The 15,842-nt window shown below is 43.5% G+C and carries 16 protein-coding genes, 1 rRNA gene and 1 riboswitch; of the genes, 3 read left to right on the top strand and 14 right to left on the bottom strand.

What is annotated here, in order from left to right; genetic code table 11:
* Positions 1-15: 15 nt before the first annotated feature.
* Complete coding sequence (locus tag HNQ82_RS08775) at positions 16-1,758, bottom strand: adenine deaminase C-terminal domain-containing protein (protein ID WP_183249134.1); 1,743 nt, start codon at positions 1,756-1,758, stop codon at positions 16-18.
* Positions 1,759-1,843: 85 nt separating this feature from the next.
* Between HNQ82_RS08775 and HNQ82_RS08770 the strand changes: the two genes are divergently transcribed.
* Together HNQ82_RS08770 and HNQ82_RS14740 are read left to right on the top strand one after the other, a co-directional pair.
* Positions 1,844-2,107 carry a YgaP family membrane protein gene (locus tag HNQ82_RS08770; protein WP_032100958.1) on the top strand — a complete coding sequence of 88 codons (264 nt, stop codon included), beginning with the start codon at positions 1,844-1,846 and terminating at the stop codon, positions 2,105-2,107.
* Positions 2,108-2,157: 50 nt separating this feature from the next.
* Positions 2,158-2,262 carry an EYxxD motif small membrane protein gene (locus HNQ82_RS14740; RefSeq protein WP_342413237.1) on the top strand — a complete coding sequence of 35 codons (105 nt, stop codon included), beginning with the start codon at positions 2,158-2,160 and terminating at the stop codon, positions 2,260-2,262.
* On the opposite strand, the gene purD is transcribed toward HNQ82_RS14740, so the two are convergent.
* The 12 genes from purD to purE form a co-directional block, all read right to left on the bottom strand.
* Positions 2,225-3,505 (bottom strand): phosphoribosylamine--glycine ligase, encoded by a 1,281-nt coding sequence (gene purD, locus HNQ82_RS08765; protein ID WP_032100957.1) that lies wholly within the window; start codon positions 3,503-3,505, stop codon positions 2,225-2,227. The genes HNQ82_RS14740 and purD overlap by 38 nt on opposite strands.
* A 15-nt stretch (positions 3,506-3,520) precedes the next feature.
* Entirely contained in the window at positions 3,521-5,056 is a 1,536-nt protein-coding gene (gene purH, locus HNQ82_RS08760; protein ID WP_032100956.1) for a bifunctional phosphoribosylaminoimidazolecarboxamide formyltransferase/IMP cyclohydrolase, read from the bottom strand.
* A complete protein-coding gene (gene purN / locus HNQ82_RS08755) occupies positions 5,034-5,636 on the bottom strand; it encodes a phosphoribosylglycinamide formyltransferase (RefSeq protein WP_183248925.1) in 603 nt (200 codons plus the stop codon). The genes purH and purN overlap by 23 nt, the downstream gene beginning before the upstream one ends.
* Positions 5,633-6,670 (bottom strand): phosphoribosylformylglycinamidine cyclo-ligase, encoded by a 1,038-nt coding sequence (purM, locus tag HNQ82_RS08750; RefSeq protein WP_183248923.1) that lies wholly within the window; start codon positions 6,668-6,670, stop codon positions 5,633-5,635. The genes purN and purM overlap by 4 nt, the downstream gene beginning before the upstream one ends.
* Positions 6,633-8,060, bottom strand: coding sequence for an amidophosphoribosyltransferase (purF, locus tag HNQ82_RS08745; RefSeq protein ID WP_183248921.1), 1,428 nt, complete (start codon positions 8,058-8,060; stop codon positions 6,633-6,635). The genes purM and purF overlap by 38 nt, the downstream gene beginning before the upstream one ends.
* Positions 8,036-10,258 (bottom strand): phosphoribosylformylglycinamidine synthase subunit PurL, encoded by a 2,223-nt coding sequence (purL, locus tag HNQ82_RS08740; RefSeq protein ID WP_183248919.1) that lies wholly within the window; start codon positions 10,256-10,258, stop codon positions 8,036-8,038. The genes purF and purL overlap by 25 nt, the downstream gene beginning before the upstream one ends.
* Positions 10,242-10,928: a phosphoribosylformylglycinamidine synthase subunit PurQ gene (purQ, locus tag HNQ82_RS08735; RefSeq protein WP_171335091.1), complete on the bottom strand. Its 687-nt coding sequence runs from the start codon at positions 10,926-10,928 to the stop codon at positions 10,242-10,244. Before purQ ends, purL begins: the two co-directional genes overlap by 17 nt.
* A complete protein-coding gene (gene purS, locus HNQ82_RS08730; RefSeq protein ID WP_171335092.1) occupies positions 10,925-11,179 on the bottom strand; it encodes a phosphoribosylformylglycinamidine synthase subunit PurS in 255 nt (84 codons plus the stop codon). Before purS ends, purQ begins: the two co-directional genes overlap by 4 nt.
* Positions 11,167-11,889 (bottom strand): phosphoribosylaminoimidazolesuccinocarboxamide synthase, encoded by a 723-nt coding sequence (purC, locus tag HNQ82_RS08725; RefSeq protein ID WP_183248917.1) that lies wholly within the window; start codon positions 11,887-11,889, stop codon positions 11,167-11,169. Before purC ends, purS begins: the two co-directional genes overlap by 13 nt.
* Positions 11,890-11,959: 70 nt before the next feature.
* Positions 11,960-13,252, bottom strand: a complete 1,293-nt coding sequence (gene purB / locus HNQ82_RS08720; RefSeq protein WP_183248915.1) for an adenylosuccinate lyase — start codon at positions 13,250-13,252, stop codon at positions 11,960-11,962.
* Positions 13,249-14,397 carry a 5-(carboxyamino)imidazole ribonucleotide synthase gene (gene purK, locus HNQ82_RS08715; protein WP_183248913.1) on the bottom strand — a complete coding sequence of 383 codons (1,149 nt, stop codon included), beginning with the start codon at positions 14,395-14,397 and terminating at the stop codon, positions 13,249-13,251. Before purK ends, purB begins: the two co-directional genes overlap by 4 nt.
* On the bottom strand, positions 14,381-14,869 hold the full coding sequence (purE, locus tag HNQ82_RS08710) for a 5-(carboxyamino)imidazole ribonucleotide mutase (protein WP_032100948.1): 489 nt from the start codon (positions 14,867-14,869) through the stop codon (positions 14,381-14,383). Before purE ends, purK begins: the two co-directional genes overlap by 17 nt.
* Positions 14,870-14,975: 106 nt before the next feature.
* Positions 14,976-15,077: riboswitch (purine riboswitch) on the bottom strand.
* A gap of 149 nt (positions 15,078-15,226) precedes the next feature.
* Here purE and HNQ82_RS08705 point away from each other — a divergent pair.
* Positions 15,227-15,616, top strand: coding sequence for an Hsp20/alpha crystallin family protein (locus tag HNQ82_RS08705; RefSeq protein ID WP_183248911.1), 390 nt, complete (start codon positions 15,227-15,229; stop codon positions 15,614-15,616).
* Between the two features lie 128 nt (positions 15,617-15,744).
* Here HNQ82_RS08705 and rrf read toward each other — a convergent pair.
* Positions 15,745-15,842, bottom strand: a 5S ribosomal RNA gene (gene rrf, locus HNQ82_RS08700); the annotation flags it as partial.

The raw sequence follows: 15,842 nt of genomic DNA, 5'->3' as shown, positions 1-15,842 counted from the left end.
CGTTCCTTTTATATTTTAACGCATTATTGTTGGAAAGAGTACTGTTTTATGCATCACATCGTAAATTCCTTTCGGTGTAATGCGAACATAAGGTAGATGGGTCGACGATAAAAAGAGCAGTGTGTAAATCGGATCAGCAAACGTATAACCGCGCTCCCGCAACAATTTCCCAAGCGCTTTTTCCTCTTGCATCAGCTCGCTCATTGGTTTCGCTGACATTAATCCTCCTAAAGGAAGAGGAATTTCATGAATGACTTCCCCTTGTTCACATAAGACGATACCGCCTCCGATTTGCTTCATCCGTTTAAAGGCAAGCAATAGATCACGCTTACTTTTCCCAATTAAAATAATATCTCCTGTATTTGAATACGAGCTAACAAGCGCTTGCACATGTGTAGCAAATCCTTTTAATACGGTGTTTACACGCCACTTTCCATTGCGGTCAATGAGCATTAAAAAGCTTTCGTCGTGATCAGTTGATAATTCATCAGCCGATGTATCCATCGAAATCGAATATGGCTTAATAATGACTGAGTTTTCCATATACATCCCTAATGGCATCGAAAACTGCAAATCATCCATCTGTAAGTCCCAAGATAGCAAAAGTGGCGCAAGACCATGTACATCCCATTCCATCGTTGAGAAAGCATGAACAGGAACTCCATCACGTTTTACCCATTGTCCACTTGCTAAAACAGAAATCGGTGTCGGATTGGAAGCATGTTCAAGAATATTAATATGTGCAATACGCCCTGGTGTAATGCTTCCGTGCAAATGATCGATATTATAATAACGAGCGACATTCCATGTGGCCATGCGATATGCTTCGATTTCAGGCACCCCTTCTTGCAAGGCGATGCGAATCATCTCATCGATCATTCCATTTTCATAAAATGCAGGTGTGGAGCCATCTGTCGTAAACATACAATGATCGTAATGATGAATGCCGCATTGTTTCATCTCTTTAAGCAATGTCGGCAAATCAGGCCGAATAGATGAATGACGCAGTGATACGGTATACCCTTGCATTAGGCGCTTATGTACATCGCTCCCAGTCATCGCTTCATGGTCAGCATCCGCGCCAAACAGTTTCATTTTCGTTAACGTGCGATCTGAAGCTCCCGGAAAATGACCTTCTACTTTTTTACCAAGCTTTTTCGCTTCTTGCATCCAATGGAGAATGAAATCGTCGCCCTCCAATAGACGCGGCCATCCGGTTAGTTCTCCGACCTGCAAAACCGCATCATTTTCAAGCCAACTTTTCATGTTTTTATACGAAAAGAAATGTTCTTCTCCGTCCATTTCTGTTTGCGGATCAAGTCGACACCACCAATACATCGTCACCGGTTGTTTTTCCATGGCCGCCAAAAAAGAAAACGCTTTCTTTTTTGTCAACTGCAAAAAAAGAAATAAATTGTCGCTAATAAGTGTTGTCGTACCGAACTGTGCTGCATATTCCGCTAACGTCTGGGGATTATATAACTGAAACGGATGAGCATGGGGCTCGATGTAACCAGAAACAAGCATCTGATTCGTGCAATCAACGACTTCGCATGAATCCAATCGCTTCGGTTTATTCGGACCGACGTATACAATTCGGTCATCGCAAATCCATACGTTCCCTTTCACCCATTGACGTATGTATGGATGTAAGTATGTGGCGTTCAGCAGCACTTTCGTTGGCGCTTGTTTTCCATCAACAATCGCAACGTGCCTACGAATTTGTTCGCTTTTCCATCGATACCGTTTTTCAATCATCATCGCTTTCCTCCTAAATCGTACCATCGTATATACACATTTTAACGGATGAAAGCGAAATTCACAAACAAAAAGGAGGAATAACATGAAACAAAACATCGGTATGATTAACGCGATGATTCGCATTACATGCGGGTTTACTATGCTTGCTTGGGCAACAGCCAATCTTTCCCGTAAACCGTGGCGCGAATCGTATATATGGGTCATTATGCTCGCTGCCATGAAAATTGCAGAAGGTATTGTTCGCTTTTGCCCTGTTATGGCGTTGTTTGAACGATATCAATGCCATTGTGAAAAAGATCGTGAACAAGAGAAAGCGATTCCTATTGAACCGGTCAACCCTTCGTAACAATAACCCCCTTGTATGCGTACAAGGGGGTAAAAAAGGAGAGAGCACATATGATTGCAGAATATATAACAGATACGTTCTTCGTTCTCATTCTTCTCATTGGCAGTCTCGTCGCTCTTAGTTTTGTATACGTTCGCAAGCGGCGTGCGCGATAGCTTTATGGCCAATATCGTGCCGATAAAACAGTTGATCGCATGAAATATGCTGAATTTGTTCATACACAAGACGTTGTGCTTCTTCTAATGTCTTTCCATTAGCAACAACGAGGAGCACTCGTCCTCCATCCGTTACCCACTCACCGTTTACAAACTTTGTGCCGGCGTGGAAAATTTGTGCTTTTTTTATACGTTCTAGCCCGCGAATAACACTGCCTTTTTCATATTGTTCAGGGTACCCTTTCGCCGCTAAAACAACCCCAATTGTTGCTTCGTCACTCCAATGTAATGTAATCGGTTGACCCTCTAATAACGAAACAATCACTTCAACAAGATCGTTTTGTAGCCGTGGTAAAATGACTTGTGCTTCAGGATCGCCAAATCGCGCATTAAATTCAATCACTTTTGGTCCTTCTTCTGTAGCAATTAATCCTGCATATAAAAATCCTGTAAATGGACATCCTTCTTGCTTCAAAGCCATTGCTGTCGGCTTCACAATTGTTTCAACCGCTTCATAAACCGTTTGCTCACTAATTTGCGGAACAGGCGAATACGCGCCCATTCCTCCCGTATTTGGACCTTGATCGCCATCAAATGCTCGCTTATGATCTTGGGCGATAACCATCGGATACACGTGCTCCCCGTGCACAAACGCCATCAACGAAAATTCTTCACCTTGTAAATATTGTTCAATGACAACTTGTGCACCTGCTTCATCAAACTTTTTCGCAACCATCAAGTCATGTAACGCGCCAAGCGCCTCTTCCACTGTCATGGCCACCGTGACACCTTTTCCAGCCGCAAGTCCATCGGCTTTAATAACGATTGGTGCACCCTGCTCGCGCACATAACGTACAGCGTCATCATAATTTGTAAATGTCGCATAGTTCGCTGTTGGAATGTTATATTTTCTCATGATTTCTTTCGCAAACGCTTTGCTTCCTTCAATGAATGCCGCTTGTTGTTTCGGGCCAAAAATACGCAATCCTTCCCTTTCAAAACGATCGACAATACCTGCTAACAGTGGGGCTTCCGGACCAACGATCGTTAAATCGATCGCTTCTTTTTTCGCCCACTGAGCTAGCGCTTCGACATCCGTTTCTGAAATCGGAACACGCGTAGCAATCGAAGCCATTCCGTCGTTTCCCGGCGCGACATATACGCGAGTGACAAGCGAGCTTTGGGCTACTTTCCATACAAGCGCATGTTCTCGACCACCGCGCCCGATAATAAGCACTTTCATCGTTCGGCGCCTCCTTTAATGTTTAAAATGACGTACTCCTGTAAATACCATCGCAATACCGTATTCATTTGCTTTTTGAATCGAATCTTCATCGCGAATCGAACCACCCGGTTGAATAATAGCTGTGACTCCCGCTTGGGCAGCCACTTCAACTGTGTCGCTCATCGGGAAAAAGGCGTCAGAGGCTAATACTGCGCCGTTGGCATTCCCGCCTGCTTGCTCAATGGCAATTTTCGCTGCTCCCACACGATTCATTTGACCAGCGCCAACACCAATTGTCATCCCATCTTTCGCTAACACAATCGCATTTGATTTCACATGCTTCACAACACGCCAAGCGAACGTTAAATTCGCCCATTCTTCTTCTGTCGGCTGTCTTTCAGTCACAACTTGAATGTTCGCATCATTAATCGTGTATATATCTTCATCTTGAACAAGTAATCCACCGCGCACCGATACGAAAAATGGTTCTTGTTTCCGTTCTGATTGAAAATCAACAGTTAATAGACGAATATTTTTCTTTTTCGTTAACATCGCAAGTGCTTGTTCTGTGAACGACGGAGCGATAACAATTTCTAAAAAAATGTCATGTAATTTCGCAGCTGTCTGTTCGTCAACCTCGCGATTAAGCGCCACGATGCCGCCAAAAATGGACGTTGGGTCGGCTTCATAAGCTTTTTGAAACGCTTCTGCAATCGTTTCGCCAACGCCGACTCCACACGGATTCATATGCTTCACTGCTACCGCTGCTGGTTCAGTAAATTCCGCAACAATTTGCAACGCTGCGTTGGCATCGTTAATGTTGTTGTATGACAACTCTTTTCCGTGTAGCTGCTTCGCTGCCGCAATAGAAAACGGTGAGCTGAGTGGTCTTTCGTAAAATGCTGCCGTTTGATGTGGATTTTCGCCGTATCGCAACGATTGTTTTTTCACAAACGTCATTGTCATCGTTTCTGGATATGTTTCTCCGATGACATTTGTCAAATATTGCGCAATCATTGCATCGTATGCTGCGGTATGACGGAACACTTTAGCTGCTAACGCTCGTCTCGTCTCGAACAATACTTCGCCATATTGTTTTAACTGTTCAATGACTACATCATAATCAGCAGGATCAACAACAGCTGTGACGTAAGTGTGATTTTTCGCTGCCGCTCTAAGCATTGTCGGACCACCAATATCGATCTGTTCAATAGCTTCCATCAAAGTCACGTTCGGCTTTGCAATCGTTTCTTGAAATGGATATAAATTCACCACAACAAAATCGATCGGTGTAATGTCATGTGCTTTCAGTTGCTGTTGATGTGTTTCGTCATCTCGAACAGCTAACAGCCCGCCATGAATGTTTGGATGTAATGTTTTCACCCGTCCATCTAAAATTTCTGGGAAGTTTGTGACATCAGAAATGCTTGTCACAGGGATTCCGTGTTCTGCTAATACACGCTTCGTCCCACCTGTCGAAATAATTTCCACTCCAAGCTCAGCTAGTTGCTTGGCGAATGTAACAATTCCTTTTTTATTTGACACGCTAATAATCGCTCGCTTTTTCATCCTTTGTACTTCCTTTCTCCGTCAGCAATTGTTGAATGACTTGTGAATACAATGTATGTTCAATCTCATGAATACGACGCTCAACACTTTCTAACGGCTCTCCATCATCAATATATAGTGCCCGTTGCGCAATAATTGGTCCGGTATCCATTCCTTCATCAACGTAATGCACGGTGACCCCCGTCACTTTCACGCCATAACGGTATGCTTGACCAATTGCATCTTTACCCGGAAACGCCGGCAAAAGAGAAGGGTGAATGTTTATGATTTTGTTCGGATATGCCTGTAAAAGCGTCGAACCGATGAGTCGCATATAGCCCGCAAGAACGATCCAGTCAATTTCTTTTTGTTGTAGTTGTTGTAAAATCTCACGTTCAAACTGTTGTTTTGTTTCGTACTGTTTAGGGTTAAAAACAAATACCGGCACGTATTCACAAATGGCTCGTTCAATCACTTTGGCATGCGGTCGATCACATACGAGAAGCGCTACTTCTGCTTGAATATCTCCTTTTTTTACCGCATCGATAATCGCTTGAAAATTCGTTCCGCTTCCCGACGCAAAAATAGCTATTCGCTTCATTCGATTTTTCCCCCAGCAAACGATACACCTGCTCCCTCTTTGATCCGACCGATGATATATACTTTCTCTCCGCACGATTCAAGCAACTGCACAACGTCTGGCACAACATCGCTATCGATAGCTAGCACAAAACCGATTCCCATATTAAAAATATTGAACATTTCCATTCGTTGTAGTTGTCCATGTTGTTGTAAAAAGTTAAAAATCGGCGGAATCGGCCATGAACCGTAGTCTATTTCGGCTTGTAATCCCTTTGGCAACATACGTGGAATGTTTTCGATAAAACCGCCCCCCGTAATATGTGCCATTCCTTTCACACGAAATTGTTTTAATGCCTCAAGTACCGATCGGACATAAATGCGTGTAGGCGTTAACAACTCCTCGCCAAGCGAGCGAGAAAACGGTTCATATATATGATTTAACTGTAAATGAGCATCTTTTATAATTTTTCTAACAAGCGAATATCCATTACTATGCAAACCACTTGAAGCTAAACCGATTAGCACATCGCCAGGGACAATCGCCTCACCTGTCACAAGCTTTTCTTTTTCTACCACACCAACTGCAAAACCAGCTACATCATATTCATCTTCACCGTACATGCCTGGCATTTCTGCTGTTTCCCCTCCAATGAGCGCACAGCCTGCTTCGATGCAACCATCAGAAATTCCTTTTACAATATGCTCGATTTTTTCAGGTACTGCTTTTCCACAGGCGATGTAGTCAAGGAAAAAAAGCGGCTCTGCTCCTTGTACGACAATATCATTCACACACATCGCTACACAGTCTACTCCAATTGTATCGTGCCGATCTAAGGCGAACGCAAGCATCAGTTTCGTTCCTACTCCGTCCGTTCCTGATACAAGGACAGGTTGTTTATACCCGAGCAAAGATAGATCAAACGTTCCTCCAAAGCCACCTAAACTTCCAAATGCACCCATCCGAGCTGTTTTTGCGACATGTTTTTTCATCCGCTCTACAGCTTCATAACCAGCTTCAATATTCACACCAGCTTGCTTGTACGCATGTGCCAACGTGCTCCCCTCCTATCTTCGTCGGATATTGTCCTGTAAAACAAGCTAAACATTGCCCACAGTTTGTGGAATCGTTCGGTCTTCCAATCGCTTGCAAAAGCCCTTCTTGGCTTAAAAATGCAAGGGAGTCCGCTTCAATGAGTTGTCGAATTTGTTCGATGGTATGATTAGCTGCAATCAGCTCTTCTTTCGTTGATGTATCAATACCATAAAAACATGGATGCGTAATTGGTGGGGAGCTAATGCGCACATGCACTTCCGTTGCTCCTGCCTCACGAAGCATGCGTACAATACGCTTGCTCGTCGTTCCACGCACAATAGAGTCATCAACCATGACGACTCGTTTCCCTGCTACAACCCCTCGAACAGGCGACAATTTCATTTTTACCCCTTGTTCCCGAAGTGATTGCGACGGTTGAATAAACGTCCGTCCAACATATCGATTTTTAATTAACCCTAACTCGTATGGAATACCTGTTGCTTCCGCATAACCAATGGCTACCGAAATGCTTGAATCCGGTACACCGGTGACGACATCTGCTTCAACAGGTGCTTCAAATGCTAATCGCTTCCCAAGATTTTTTCTCGCGGTATGAATGTTAATGCCATCCACATTGCTATCCGGACGAGCGAAATAAATATATTCCATACTGCAAATGGAGCGAGCGACCTTAGGAGCAAAACGTTCAGAGCGAACACCTTGCTTATTGATCATAATGAGCTCCCCCGGTTCCACTTCTCGCTCGTATGTGGCACCAATGACATCAAACGCACACGTTTCCGATGCCACAACGTACGCCTCGCCTAAACGTCCAAGCGATAAAGGGCGAAAGCCATGTGGATCAAGAGCGATATACATTTCTGTTTCCGTTAAAATTAAAAAGGCAAAAGCGCCACGTAAATGCGTCAACGCTTCTTTAATCCTCTCTTTTAAAATCGGTTCATCGCTACGCTTAATTAAATGAGCGAGCACTTCTGTATCAGACGTCGTTTGAAAAATACTTCCTTGTTGCTCTAAACGCAAGCGTAACTCATCAGCATTGACTAAATTTCCGTTATGTGCAAGCGCTAAACTGCCACCTTGAGAACGGAACAAAAGCGGTTGAACATTCGTATATCCGCCCCCACCAGCAGTAGAGTAACGGACGTGGCCGATCGCAGCCATGCCCGTTAATTGTTCTAGTTCACCGCGACTAAACACCTCTGTGACTAAACCAAGTCCTTTATGAAATTGTAACGTTCCGTTGCCTCCAACAACAATTCCTGCACCTTCTTGTCCACGATGTTGTAAACTGTGCAATCCGTAATACGTCAACGTTGCTGCTTCCTCATGTCCCCAAATGCCAAAAATCCCACACTCTTCATTTAATCCTTTGATTTCAGCAAGCATGGAATAGCTCCTTTCCATACATTTCGCATCGTTTCTACTGGAACATGGAGAATGCATGTATCTCCATTTGTCACATGAAGCGTTCCATCGTTTGTCACTTCTCCGATACATGCTGCTTGAACAAGCTGTTCAAACGTTTGTTGATGTTCCTTTTTCACAGAAACGACAAAGCGTGATTGCGTTTCGCTAAATAGTTCCGAAACGACATCGCCTTGAATGGTCACATGCGCCCCTAGACCTTGTGCGCTTATTAGACATTCCGCAAGTGCAACCGCTAAGCCCCCTTCTGATACATCGTGTGCTGATGCCACAACCCCAGCTCGAATCGCAGCGAGAAGCTGTTTTTGGCGTTTCGCCTCCACATGTAAATCAATCGTTGGAGCCTTTCCAAAAATGCGACCTGTTAGCCATTTTTGCAACTCACTTCCGCCAAATTCTTGCTTTGCTTCCCCAATGACATAAATGAAGTCGCCAGGTTGTTTAAACGATTGCGTCGTCACATGGCCCATATGTTCAACGATGCCAACCATGCCGACAATCGGTGTCGGATAAATGGCTTCGCCGTTCGTTTCATTATAAAGCGATACATTTCCGCTAATGACAGGCGTCTCTAGCACTCGACACGCTTCACTCATTCCTTCTACCGCTTTTTCTAGTTGCCAAAAAATTTCTGGTTTTTCCGGATTTCCAAAATTCAAACAATCGGTAACGGCAAGTGGCTGAGCACCGGAACATACGATGTTGCGTGCTGCTTCTGCGATCACAATTTTCCCACCGACTTCTGGATCTAAATATACGTAGCGAGAATTACAATCGGTTGTCATCGCCAGCGCTTTATTTGTGCCACGAATGCGTAAAACAGCTGCATCAGACCCTGGAGCAACAACCGTATTTGTTCGCACCATATAATCGTATTGTTCATACACCCATTCTTTACTTGCAATCGTTGGCTGACTTAATAGTGCAAGTAGTGTTTCTTCGTAATTGTCAACTGCCGGTGTGTATTGTATCGTTTGAAACTCGCGATAATACGCTGGTTCTTGCGAAGGTTTATGATAAACAGGCGCATCTTTGGCAAGCGCATCAACCGGGATTTCAGCAACGACTTCTCCGCGATGATACAACCGCAACATATGATCATCTGTTACACGACCAATCGCTTTCGCCTCAAGTCCGTATTTTGCAAATACATCTGCAATTTCTTGTTCACGACCTTTTTTGACGACAAGAAGCATGCGCTCTTGTGACTCGGATAACATCATTTCATACGGCGTCATCCCTGTTTCGCGTTGTGGCACGAGATCTAAATTCAGTTCGATCCCAGAACCTGCTTTGCTCGCCATTTCCGCTGACGAGCTTGTTAAGCCAGCAGCTCCCATATCTTGCATCCCAACAAGCGCATCGGAATGAATGACCTCTAAACAAGCTTCAAGGAGCAATTTTTCCATAAATGGATCTCCGACTTGCACAGCTGGACGTTTTTGTTCAGATTGTTCCGTTAATTCCTCCGATGCAAATGTCGCTCCGTGAATTCCGTCACGCCCCGTTTTTGCTCCGACATACATGACCGTATTTCCAACGCCTGATGCGATTCCTTTTTGAATATCTTCATGGCGAATAAGCCCAACGCACATGGCATTTACAAGCGGATTCCCTTCGTATACCGCATCAAATTGCACTTCACCGCCAACGGTCGGAATGCCGACGCAATTTCCGTATCCAGCAATGCCTGCGACAACGCGCTCAAATAAATATTTCACACGCGGTGACGTTAATTCGCCAAAGCGAAGCGAGTTTAATAATGCAATTGGTCGCGCACCCATTGAGAATACATCGCGAATAATTCCTCCAACACCCGTTGCAGCTCCTTGGTACGGTTCAATCGCAGACGGGTGGTTATGGCTTTCAATTTTAAACGCTACCGCTAATCCATCCCCGATATCTACAATGCCTGCACCTTCTCCTGGCCCTTGGAGCACATGCTTTCCTTCCGTTGGAAACTTTTTTAATACAGGCTTCGAATTTTTATAGCTGCAATGTTCCGACCACATGACAGAGAAAATGCCCGTTTCTGTATAATTTGGCGAGCGCCCAAGAATACGTTCCACCATCGCAAATTCTTCGTCTGTTAATCCCATTTCACGATATAATTTTTGCTCTTTAATTATTGCTGGACTTGGCTCAAGTAGTAACGACATGTGCGTCCCTCCAATATGTCACAATTGATTGAAATAGTTTTAATCCATCAGCTCCTCCAAGCAATTCATGAACAGCTCGTTCAGGGTGTGGCATCATGCCGAGCACGTTTCCTTTCTCATTCACGATGCCCGCAATATTATGCAAACTACCGTTTGGATTTTCTCCCTCGTATCGAAAAACGATTTGGTTGTTGGCAATGAGCTGTTGTAACGTTTGTTCATCACAATAATAGTTTCCTTCTCCGTGTGCAATCGGAATCGTAATGATTTCTCCCCGTTCGTATTGAGATGTAAACATCGTTTCGTTATTTTCAACACGGAGCTTTACCGGGCGGCAAATAAACGTTAACTTATTGTTGCGTCGCATCGCCCCTGGAAGAAGCCCTGCTTCGAGTAAAATTTGAAATCCGTTACATACACCTAAAATCGGTTTTCCGTCATCGGCTGCTTTTTTGATCGCTTTCATCACGTTAGAAAAACGGGCAATCGCTCCAGAGCGTAAATAATCACCATATGAAAAACCGCCCGGTAACAGAATCGCATCAAACTCATCTAAACAATCTGCATCATGCCAAACGTATTCCACTTCTTCTCCTAATTCATCCGAAATGGCATGATACATGTCGATATCACAGTTTGAACCTGGAAATACAACGACCGCAAATTTCACTGAACGACGACCTCCTCAATCTCATAGCGATAATCTTCAATGACTGTGTTCGCTAACAATTTTTCACACATTTCCTTCACGATTGCATCAATATCGCGGTCGCTTTTTTCCACGATCAACTCCATAAACTTTCCAATCCGTACATCTTGCACTTCACCATAGTTTAAGCTATGCAATGCCCCTTTCACCGCATTGCCTTGTGGGTCTAATACGTTTTCACGCAATGTGACATACACTTTTACTTTGTACATGATAATCCTCCTAATCTTTGTAACAGTTTCGTATATGTTTCTGTTAAGTCGCCTAAATCGCGGCGAAATACATCTTTATCAAATTTCTCTTTCGTGTGTACATCCCATAATCGACACGTATCTGGGGAAATTTCATCCGCCAACAGCACCGCTCCCGTTTCATCTCTTCCAAACTCTAATTTGAAGTCGACAAGCTGTAAATCACATGAACGAAATAAGGAAATGAAAATGTCGTTCACGCGTAGCGCCATTTGTTTCATATACAAAAGCTCATCACAAGAGGCGAGCTGCAGCACGGCAATATGATCTTCTGTTAATAGAGGATCGCCTAAGTCATCGTTTTTGTAGTAAAACTCTACAATCGGTTTCTCGAGTGCAGTTCCTTCCTCCAGCCCGATTCGTTTTGCTAGACTACCGGCGACAATATTGCGGACAACAACTTCGAGGGGAATGATCGTCACTTGACGCACAAGCTGTTCGTTGTCAGATATTTTACGAATAAAGTGATTGTTCACACCCGCTTCATGCAGCAAAGAAAATAGTAAACTTGTAATCTCATTATTTAGTCTTCCTTTTCCAGCAATCGTTGCTTTTTTTTCACCGTTAAATGCAGTTGCTTCATCTTTATATTCAATCCATAGTACGCGCTCTTCATTTGTCGCATATACTTTCTTCGCCTTTCCTTCATATAGAAGGTGTTGCTTTTGCATATTCTCTCCCCCCCATTTATACAGAATATTAGGAATTTTTATTATGTAGGCAAGGCATTTGCCTTACCTACTACAAACCAAGTCGACGAAAAATCGTATCGACATGTTTTAAATGATAGTTATAATCAAAGCAATCAGCAATTTGCTCTTTTGTTAAACGGCTTGTAATCATTTCGTCCGCCTCAATTAACGAACGGAACGGCACCTGTTTTTCCCACGCTTCCATCGCTTTCGGTTGTACGAGATCATACGCCTCCTCACGCGTCATGCCTGTATCAATAAGCGCTAGCAACACGCGCTGAGAATAAATAAGTCCAAGGGTGCGATCCATATTTTTCTTCATGTTTTCAGGGAATACGGTCAAGTTTTTCACGATGTTCGTAAAGCGGTTGAGCATGTAATTTAAGGCGATCGTTGCATCCGGCAAAATAATGCGCTCGGCAGATGAATGCGAAATGTCGCGCTCATGCCAAAGTGGTACATTTTCATACGCTGTTAACATATAGCCACGAATCACACGCGCCATCCCTGTCATATTTTCTGAACCGATTGGGTTGCGTTTATGTGGCATCGCTGATGAACCTTTTTGCCCTTTAGCAAAAAACTCTTCCACTTCACGCGTTTCACTTTTTTGCAGTCCTCGAATTTCAACCGCAAATTTTTCAATCGATGTCGCAATTAAAGCGAGCGTGGCCATGTAGTGCGCATGGCGATCACGTTGTAACGTTTGGGTTGAAATAGGTGCAGGCTGCAAGCCAAGTTTTTCGCATACGTACTGTTCGACAAACGGATCAATGTTTGCGTACGTACCAACAGCCCCTGAAATTTTACCAACGCGCACCGTTTCCGCTGCTTGCTTAAATCGTTCTAAATTGCGCTCCATTTCGGCATACCAAAGCGCCAATTTTAATCCAAATGTCGTCGGCTCGGCATGTACACCGTGCGTTCGTCCCATCATGACCGTATATTTATGTTCGATCGCTTTCTCTTTTAATACCGCAATAAATTTTTCTAAGTCGCGCAATAAAATTTCATTTGCTTGTTTTAATAAGTATGATAATGCTGTGTCAACAACATCGGTAGACGTAAGTCCGTAATGTACCCATTTCCGTTCTTCTCCTAACGTTTCTGACACCGCACGAGTAAAAGCAACGACATCATGGCGCGTCTCTTCTTCAATTTCTTTAATACGAGCAATATCGAATGAAGCGTTTTGACGAATTTTCACAACATCTTCTTTTGGGATCACACCTAACTCAGACCAAGCTTCACAAGCTAAAATTTCGACTTCCAGCCAAGCACGAAAACGGTTTTCCTCCGTCCAAATGGCACCCATTTCTGGTCTTGTATAACGTTCAATCATACGTTCATCCTCCGATCTGTCCAAATCGCTAACTCGTCTATTTTTCTTTGCATCGCATCGACATCTTCAGCTAACCACGTGATATGTCCCATTTTCCGCTTCGGCTTTGCCTCTTTTTTTCCATAAAAATGAACATGAGCATCACGAAATTGAGCGATATTCTGGATGACTGCATCGACATGTTCACCTAAAATATTGACCATTATTGTAGGTTTTAATAAATCGGTACTGCCAAGCGGCCAATCACAAATGGCACGAATATGTTGCTGAAATTGTGATGTGATACAACCGTTTATTGTATAATGACCTGAGTTGTGCGGTCTAGGGGCAAGCTCATTAATATACAATTGTCCGTCTTCTGTCAAAAACATTTCAATGGCTAACGTACCCACTAGTTGGAACGCTTCGGCTAACTGCTTCGCATATGTTTCTGCCTGTTCAATGATTAGTTGACTGACTTGAGCTGGGGCAACTGTTTCATGCAAAATGTTGTCGCGATGAATGTTTTCGACAACAGGAAACAATGCCATTTCACCAGAGACACTACGCACAACGATAATGGATAACTCTTTGACAAACGGTACCCATGCTTCCAATACACACTCACCATAAGCTAAAAGCGGACGAGCTACATGTATATCATCCAAGCACCTAATGACGACTTGCCCTTTTCCATCATATCCCCCGCGGCACGTTTTTAACACCGCTGGAATACCAATCTCTCGAATCGCTCGTTCTAATTCCTCTTCTTTTAGCACAAGACGATGAGGGGCAACAGGCAAACCTGCAGACTGAATAGCCCGTTTTTCTTTCCAACGATGTTGCGTAATAGCAAGCAGCTCGCTTCCTTGAGGCACATACCCCTTCTTTGTTAACCGATTTAACGCCTCCGCATCAATATTTTCAAACTCATACGTCACAACATCACTTACTTCGGCTAACTGACGTAACGCTTCCTCATCGCTATATGAAGCAACAATTTCAATATCGGCCACTTGCGCGCACGGAGATTGAGGAGTCGGGTCGAGTACCGCTACAAAAAACCCCATCTCTTTTGCAGCGATCGCCATCATTCTTCCTAACTGCCCACCGCCAATAATGCCAATCGTTTGCCCCGGGACAATCGTTTTAGTCAAGCTGATCACTACTTTCCATCACTTGTTTTCGAATGGCTTCACGTCGCGCACGTAACGCTTCCATATACGTTGGTTCATACGTTCCAAGAATCGAAGCAGCAAGCAGCGCGGCATTGATTGCACCTGCTTTTCCGATCGCTACGGTCGCAACTGGCACCCCACCTGGCATTTGAACAATAGATAACAACGAATCTAAGCCGTTCAACGTCTTAGACATAATTGGAACACCGATGACAGGTAATGTTGTTTTGGCTGCTACCATTCCAGGCAAATGAGCGGCTCCACCAGCTCCAGCGATAATGACTTTAATGCCGCGCTCTTCAGCTGTTTCAGCATACGTAAACATAAAGTCCGGTGTACGGTGAGCTGAAACAACTTTTTTTTCAAACGGAATATGCAATTCTTCTAATATATCACATGCATGACGCATCGTTTCCCAATCTGATTGACTTCCCATAATGACAGCTACAAGTGGCTGCATCCGTACTCACCTCTTTTTATAATCAGAAAAAAATCCAGAACAACGCCCCTCGACCATAAGGGAAAGCATCGTTCTGGACATATTTCGCCCCTAGGGAGAAAAAAGCCAATAAGATCCTTTCCCTCATAGTCCAATAATTTACGGTTATTGGGTAGAGACTTTCGGGCCATATTCCCAAAATTATATGAGGGTTTAGTCATGTATTCACTTACTTTCATCTTACCAGTCATTTTTCAATCATGTCAACATAAAATCGAACATTTTATTAATTAAAATAATTAATGTTCGGTTTTTGATTAAAATCACCATTTTACCTTTTCATCGTATAATGAAAAGAAAAAGAAAGAGGGGAAAACAATGGACTGGACGAAACAATGGGAAGCGTTTTTTTCTAACCCATTTTGGGGATCATCAAATGCTTTTTCTTCCCATTCTCCAGGAGTCAACATATACCGTCGTGAAAATGAGCTACTCATCGTTGTAGCTATCCCAGGTTTAGAACATATACATGATGCAGAAGTATATGTTCACTATAATACGTTGGAAATAAAAGCAAATATTCAATTACACTTCGAAGGATTTGAATTAATTGAGGAAGGAATAACACAAGGTCCATTTGAGCGAGTGATACAACTTCCTTTTCCTGTAGGTGAGAAAGTAGAAGCTGTGTACGAGAATGGGTTGCTTTTTATTCAGTTACATCGCCTTATTCCGGATCATATAAAGAGAAAAGTAGAAATCAAATAAAAAATGAGCTAACCGATATCGGTTAGCTCTTCACTATGGGGGAGAGGATTGTAAAAGCGTTAAACGCAAATACATGGACAAAAAAAGTTAGAGAACAAAATCGATATGCTCTCTAACTTGCTATGTCCGCTCGGCAACGTCCTACTCTCGCAGGCGGTGTCCCGCCAACTACCATCGGCGCTGGAGAGCTTAACTTCCGTGTTCGGGATGGGAACGGGTGTGACCT

This window comes from Anoxybacillus tengchongensis, assembly GCF_014201585.1.
GTDB lineage: Bacteria > Bacillota > Bacilli > Bacillales > Anoxybacillaceae > Anoxybacillus > Anoxybacillus tengchongensis.
The sequence above is the reverse complement of the archived record's forward strand: the minus strand, read 5'-3'. Positions and strand labels throughout refer to the sequence as shown.

Bases quoted from the DNA above. Each gene is read 5' to 3' on its own strand.
- purD (WP_032100957.1), bottom strand. From the start codon at position 3,505: ATGAAAGTGCTTATTATCGGGCGCGGTGGTCGAGAACATGCGCTTGTA.
- purN (WP_183248925.1), bottom strand. From the start codon at position 5,636: ATGAAGCGAATAGCTATTTTTGCGTCGGGAAGCGGAACGAATTTTCAA.
- HNQ82_RS08770 (WP_032100958.1), top strand. From the start codon at position 1,844: ATGAAACAAAACATCGGTATGATTAACGCGATGATTCGCATTACATGC.
- purH (WP_032100956.1), bottom strand. From the start codon at position 5,056: ATGAAAAAGCGAGCGATTATTAGCGTGTCAAATAAAAAAGGAATTGTT.
- purF (WP_183248921.1), bottom strand. From the start codon at position 8,060: ATGCTTGCTGAAATCAAAGGATTAAATGAAGAGTGTGGGATTTTTGGC.
- HNQ82_RS08775 (WP_183249134.1), bottom strand. From the start codon at position 1,758: ATGATTGAAAAACGGTATCGATGGAAAAGCGAACAAATTCGTAGGCAC.
- purB (WP_183248915.1), bottom strand. From the start codon at position 13,252: ATGATTGAACGTTATACAAGACCAGAAATGGGTGCCATTTGGACGGAG.
- purE (WP_032100948.1), bottom strand. From the start codon at position 14,869: ATGCAGCCACTTGTAGCTGTCATTATGGGAAGTCAATCAGATTGGGAA.
- purS (WP_171335092.1), bottom strand. From the start codon at position 11,179: ATGTACAAAGTAAAAGTGTATGTCACATTGCGTGAAAACGTATTAGAC.
- purL (WP_183248919.1), bottom strand. From the start codon at position 10,258: ATGTCGTTACTACTTGAGCCAAGTCCAGCAATAATTAAAGAGCAAAAA.
- HNQ82_RS14740 (WP_342413237.1), top strand. From the start codon at position 2,158: ATGATTGCAGAATATATAACAGATACGTTCTTCGTTCTCATTCTTCTC.
- HNQ82_RS08705 (WP_183248911.1), top strand. From the start codon at position 15,227: ATGGACTGGACGAAACAATGGGAAGCGTTTTTTTCTAACCCATTTTGG.
- purC (WP_183248917.1), bottom strand. From the start codon at position 11,889: ATGCAAAAGCAACACCTTCTATATGAAGGAAAGGCGAAGAAAGTATAT.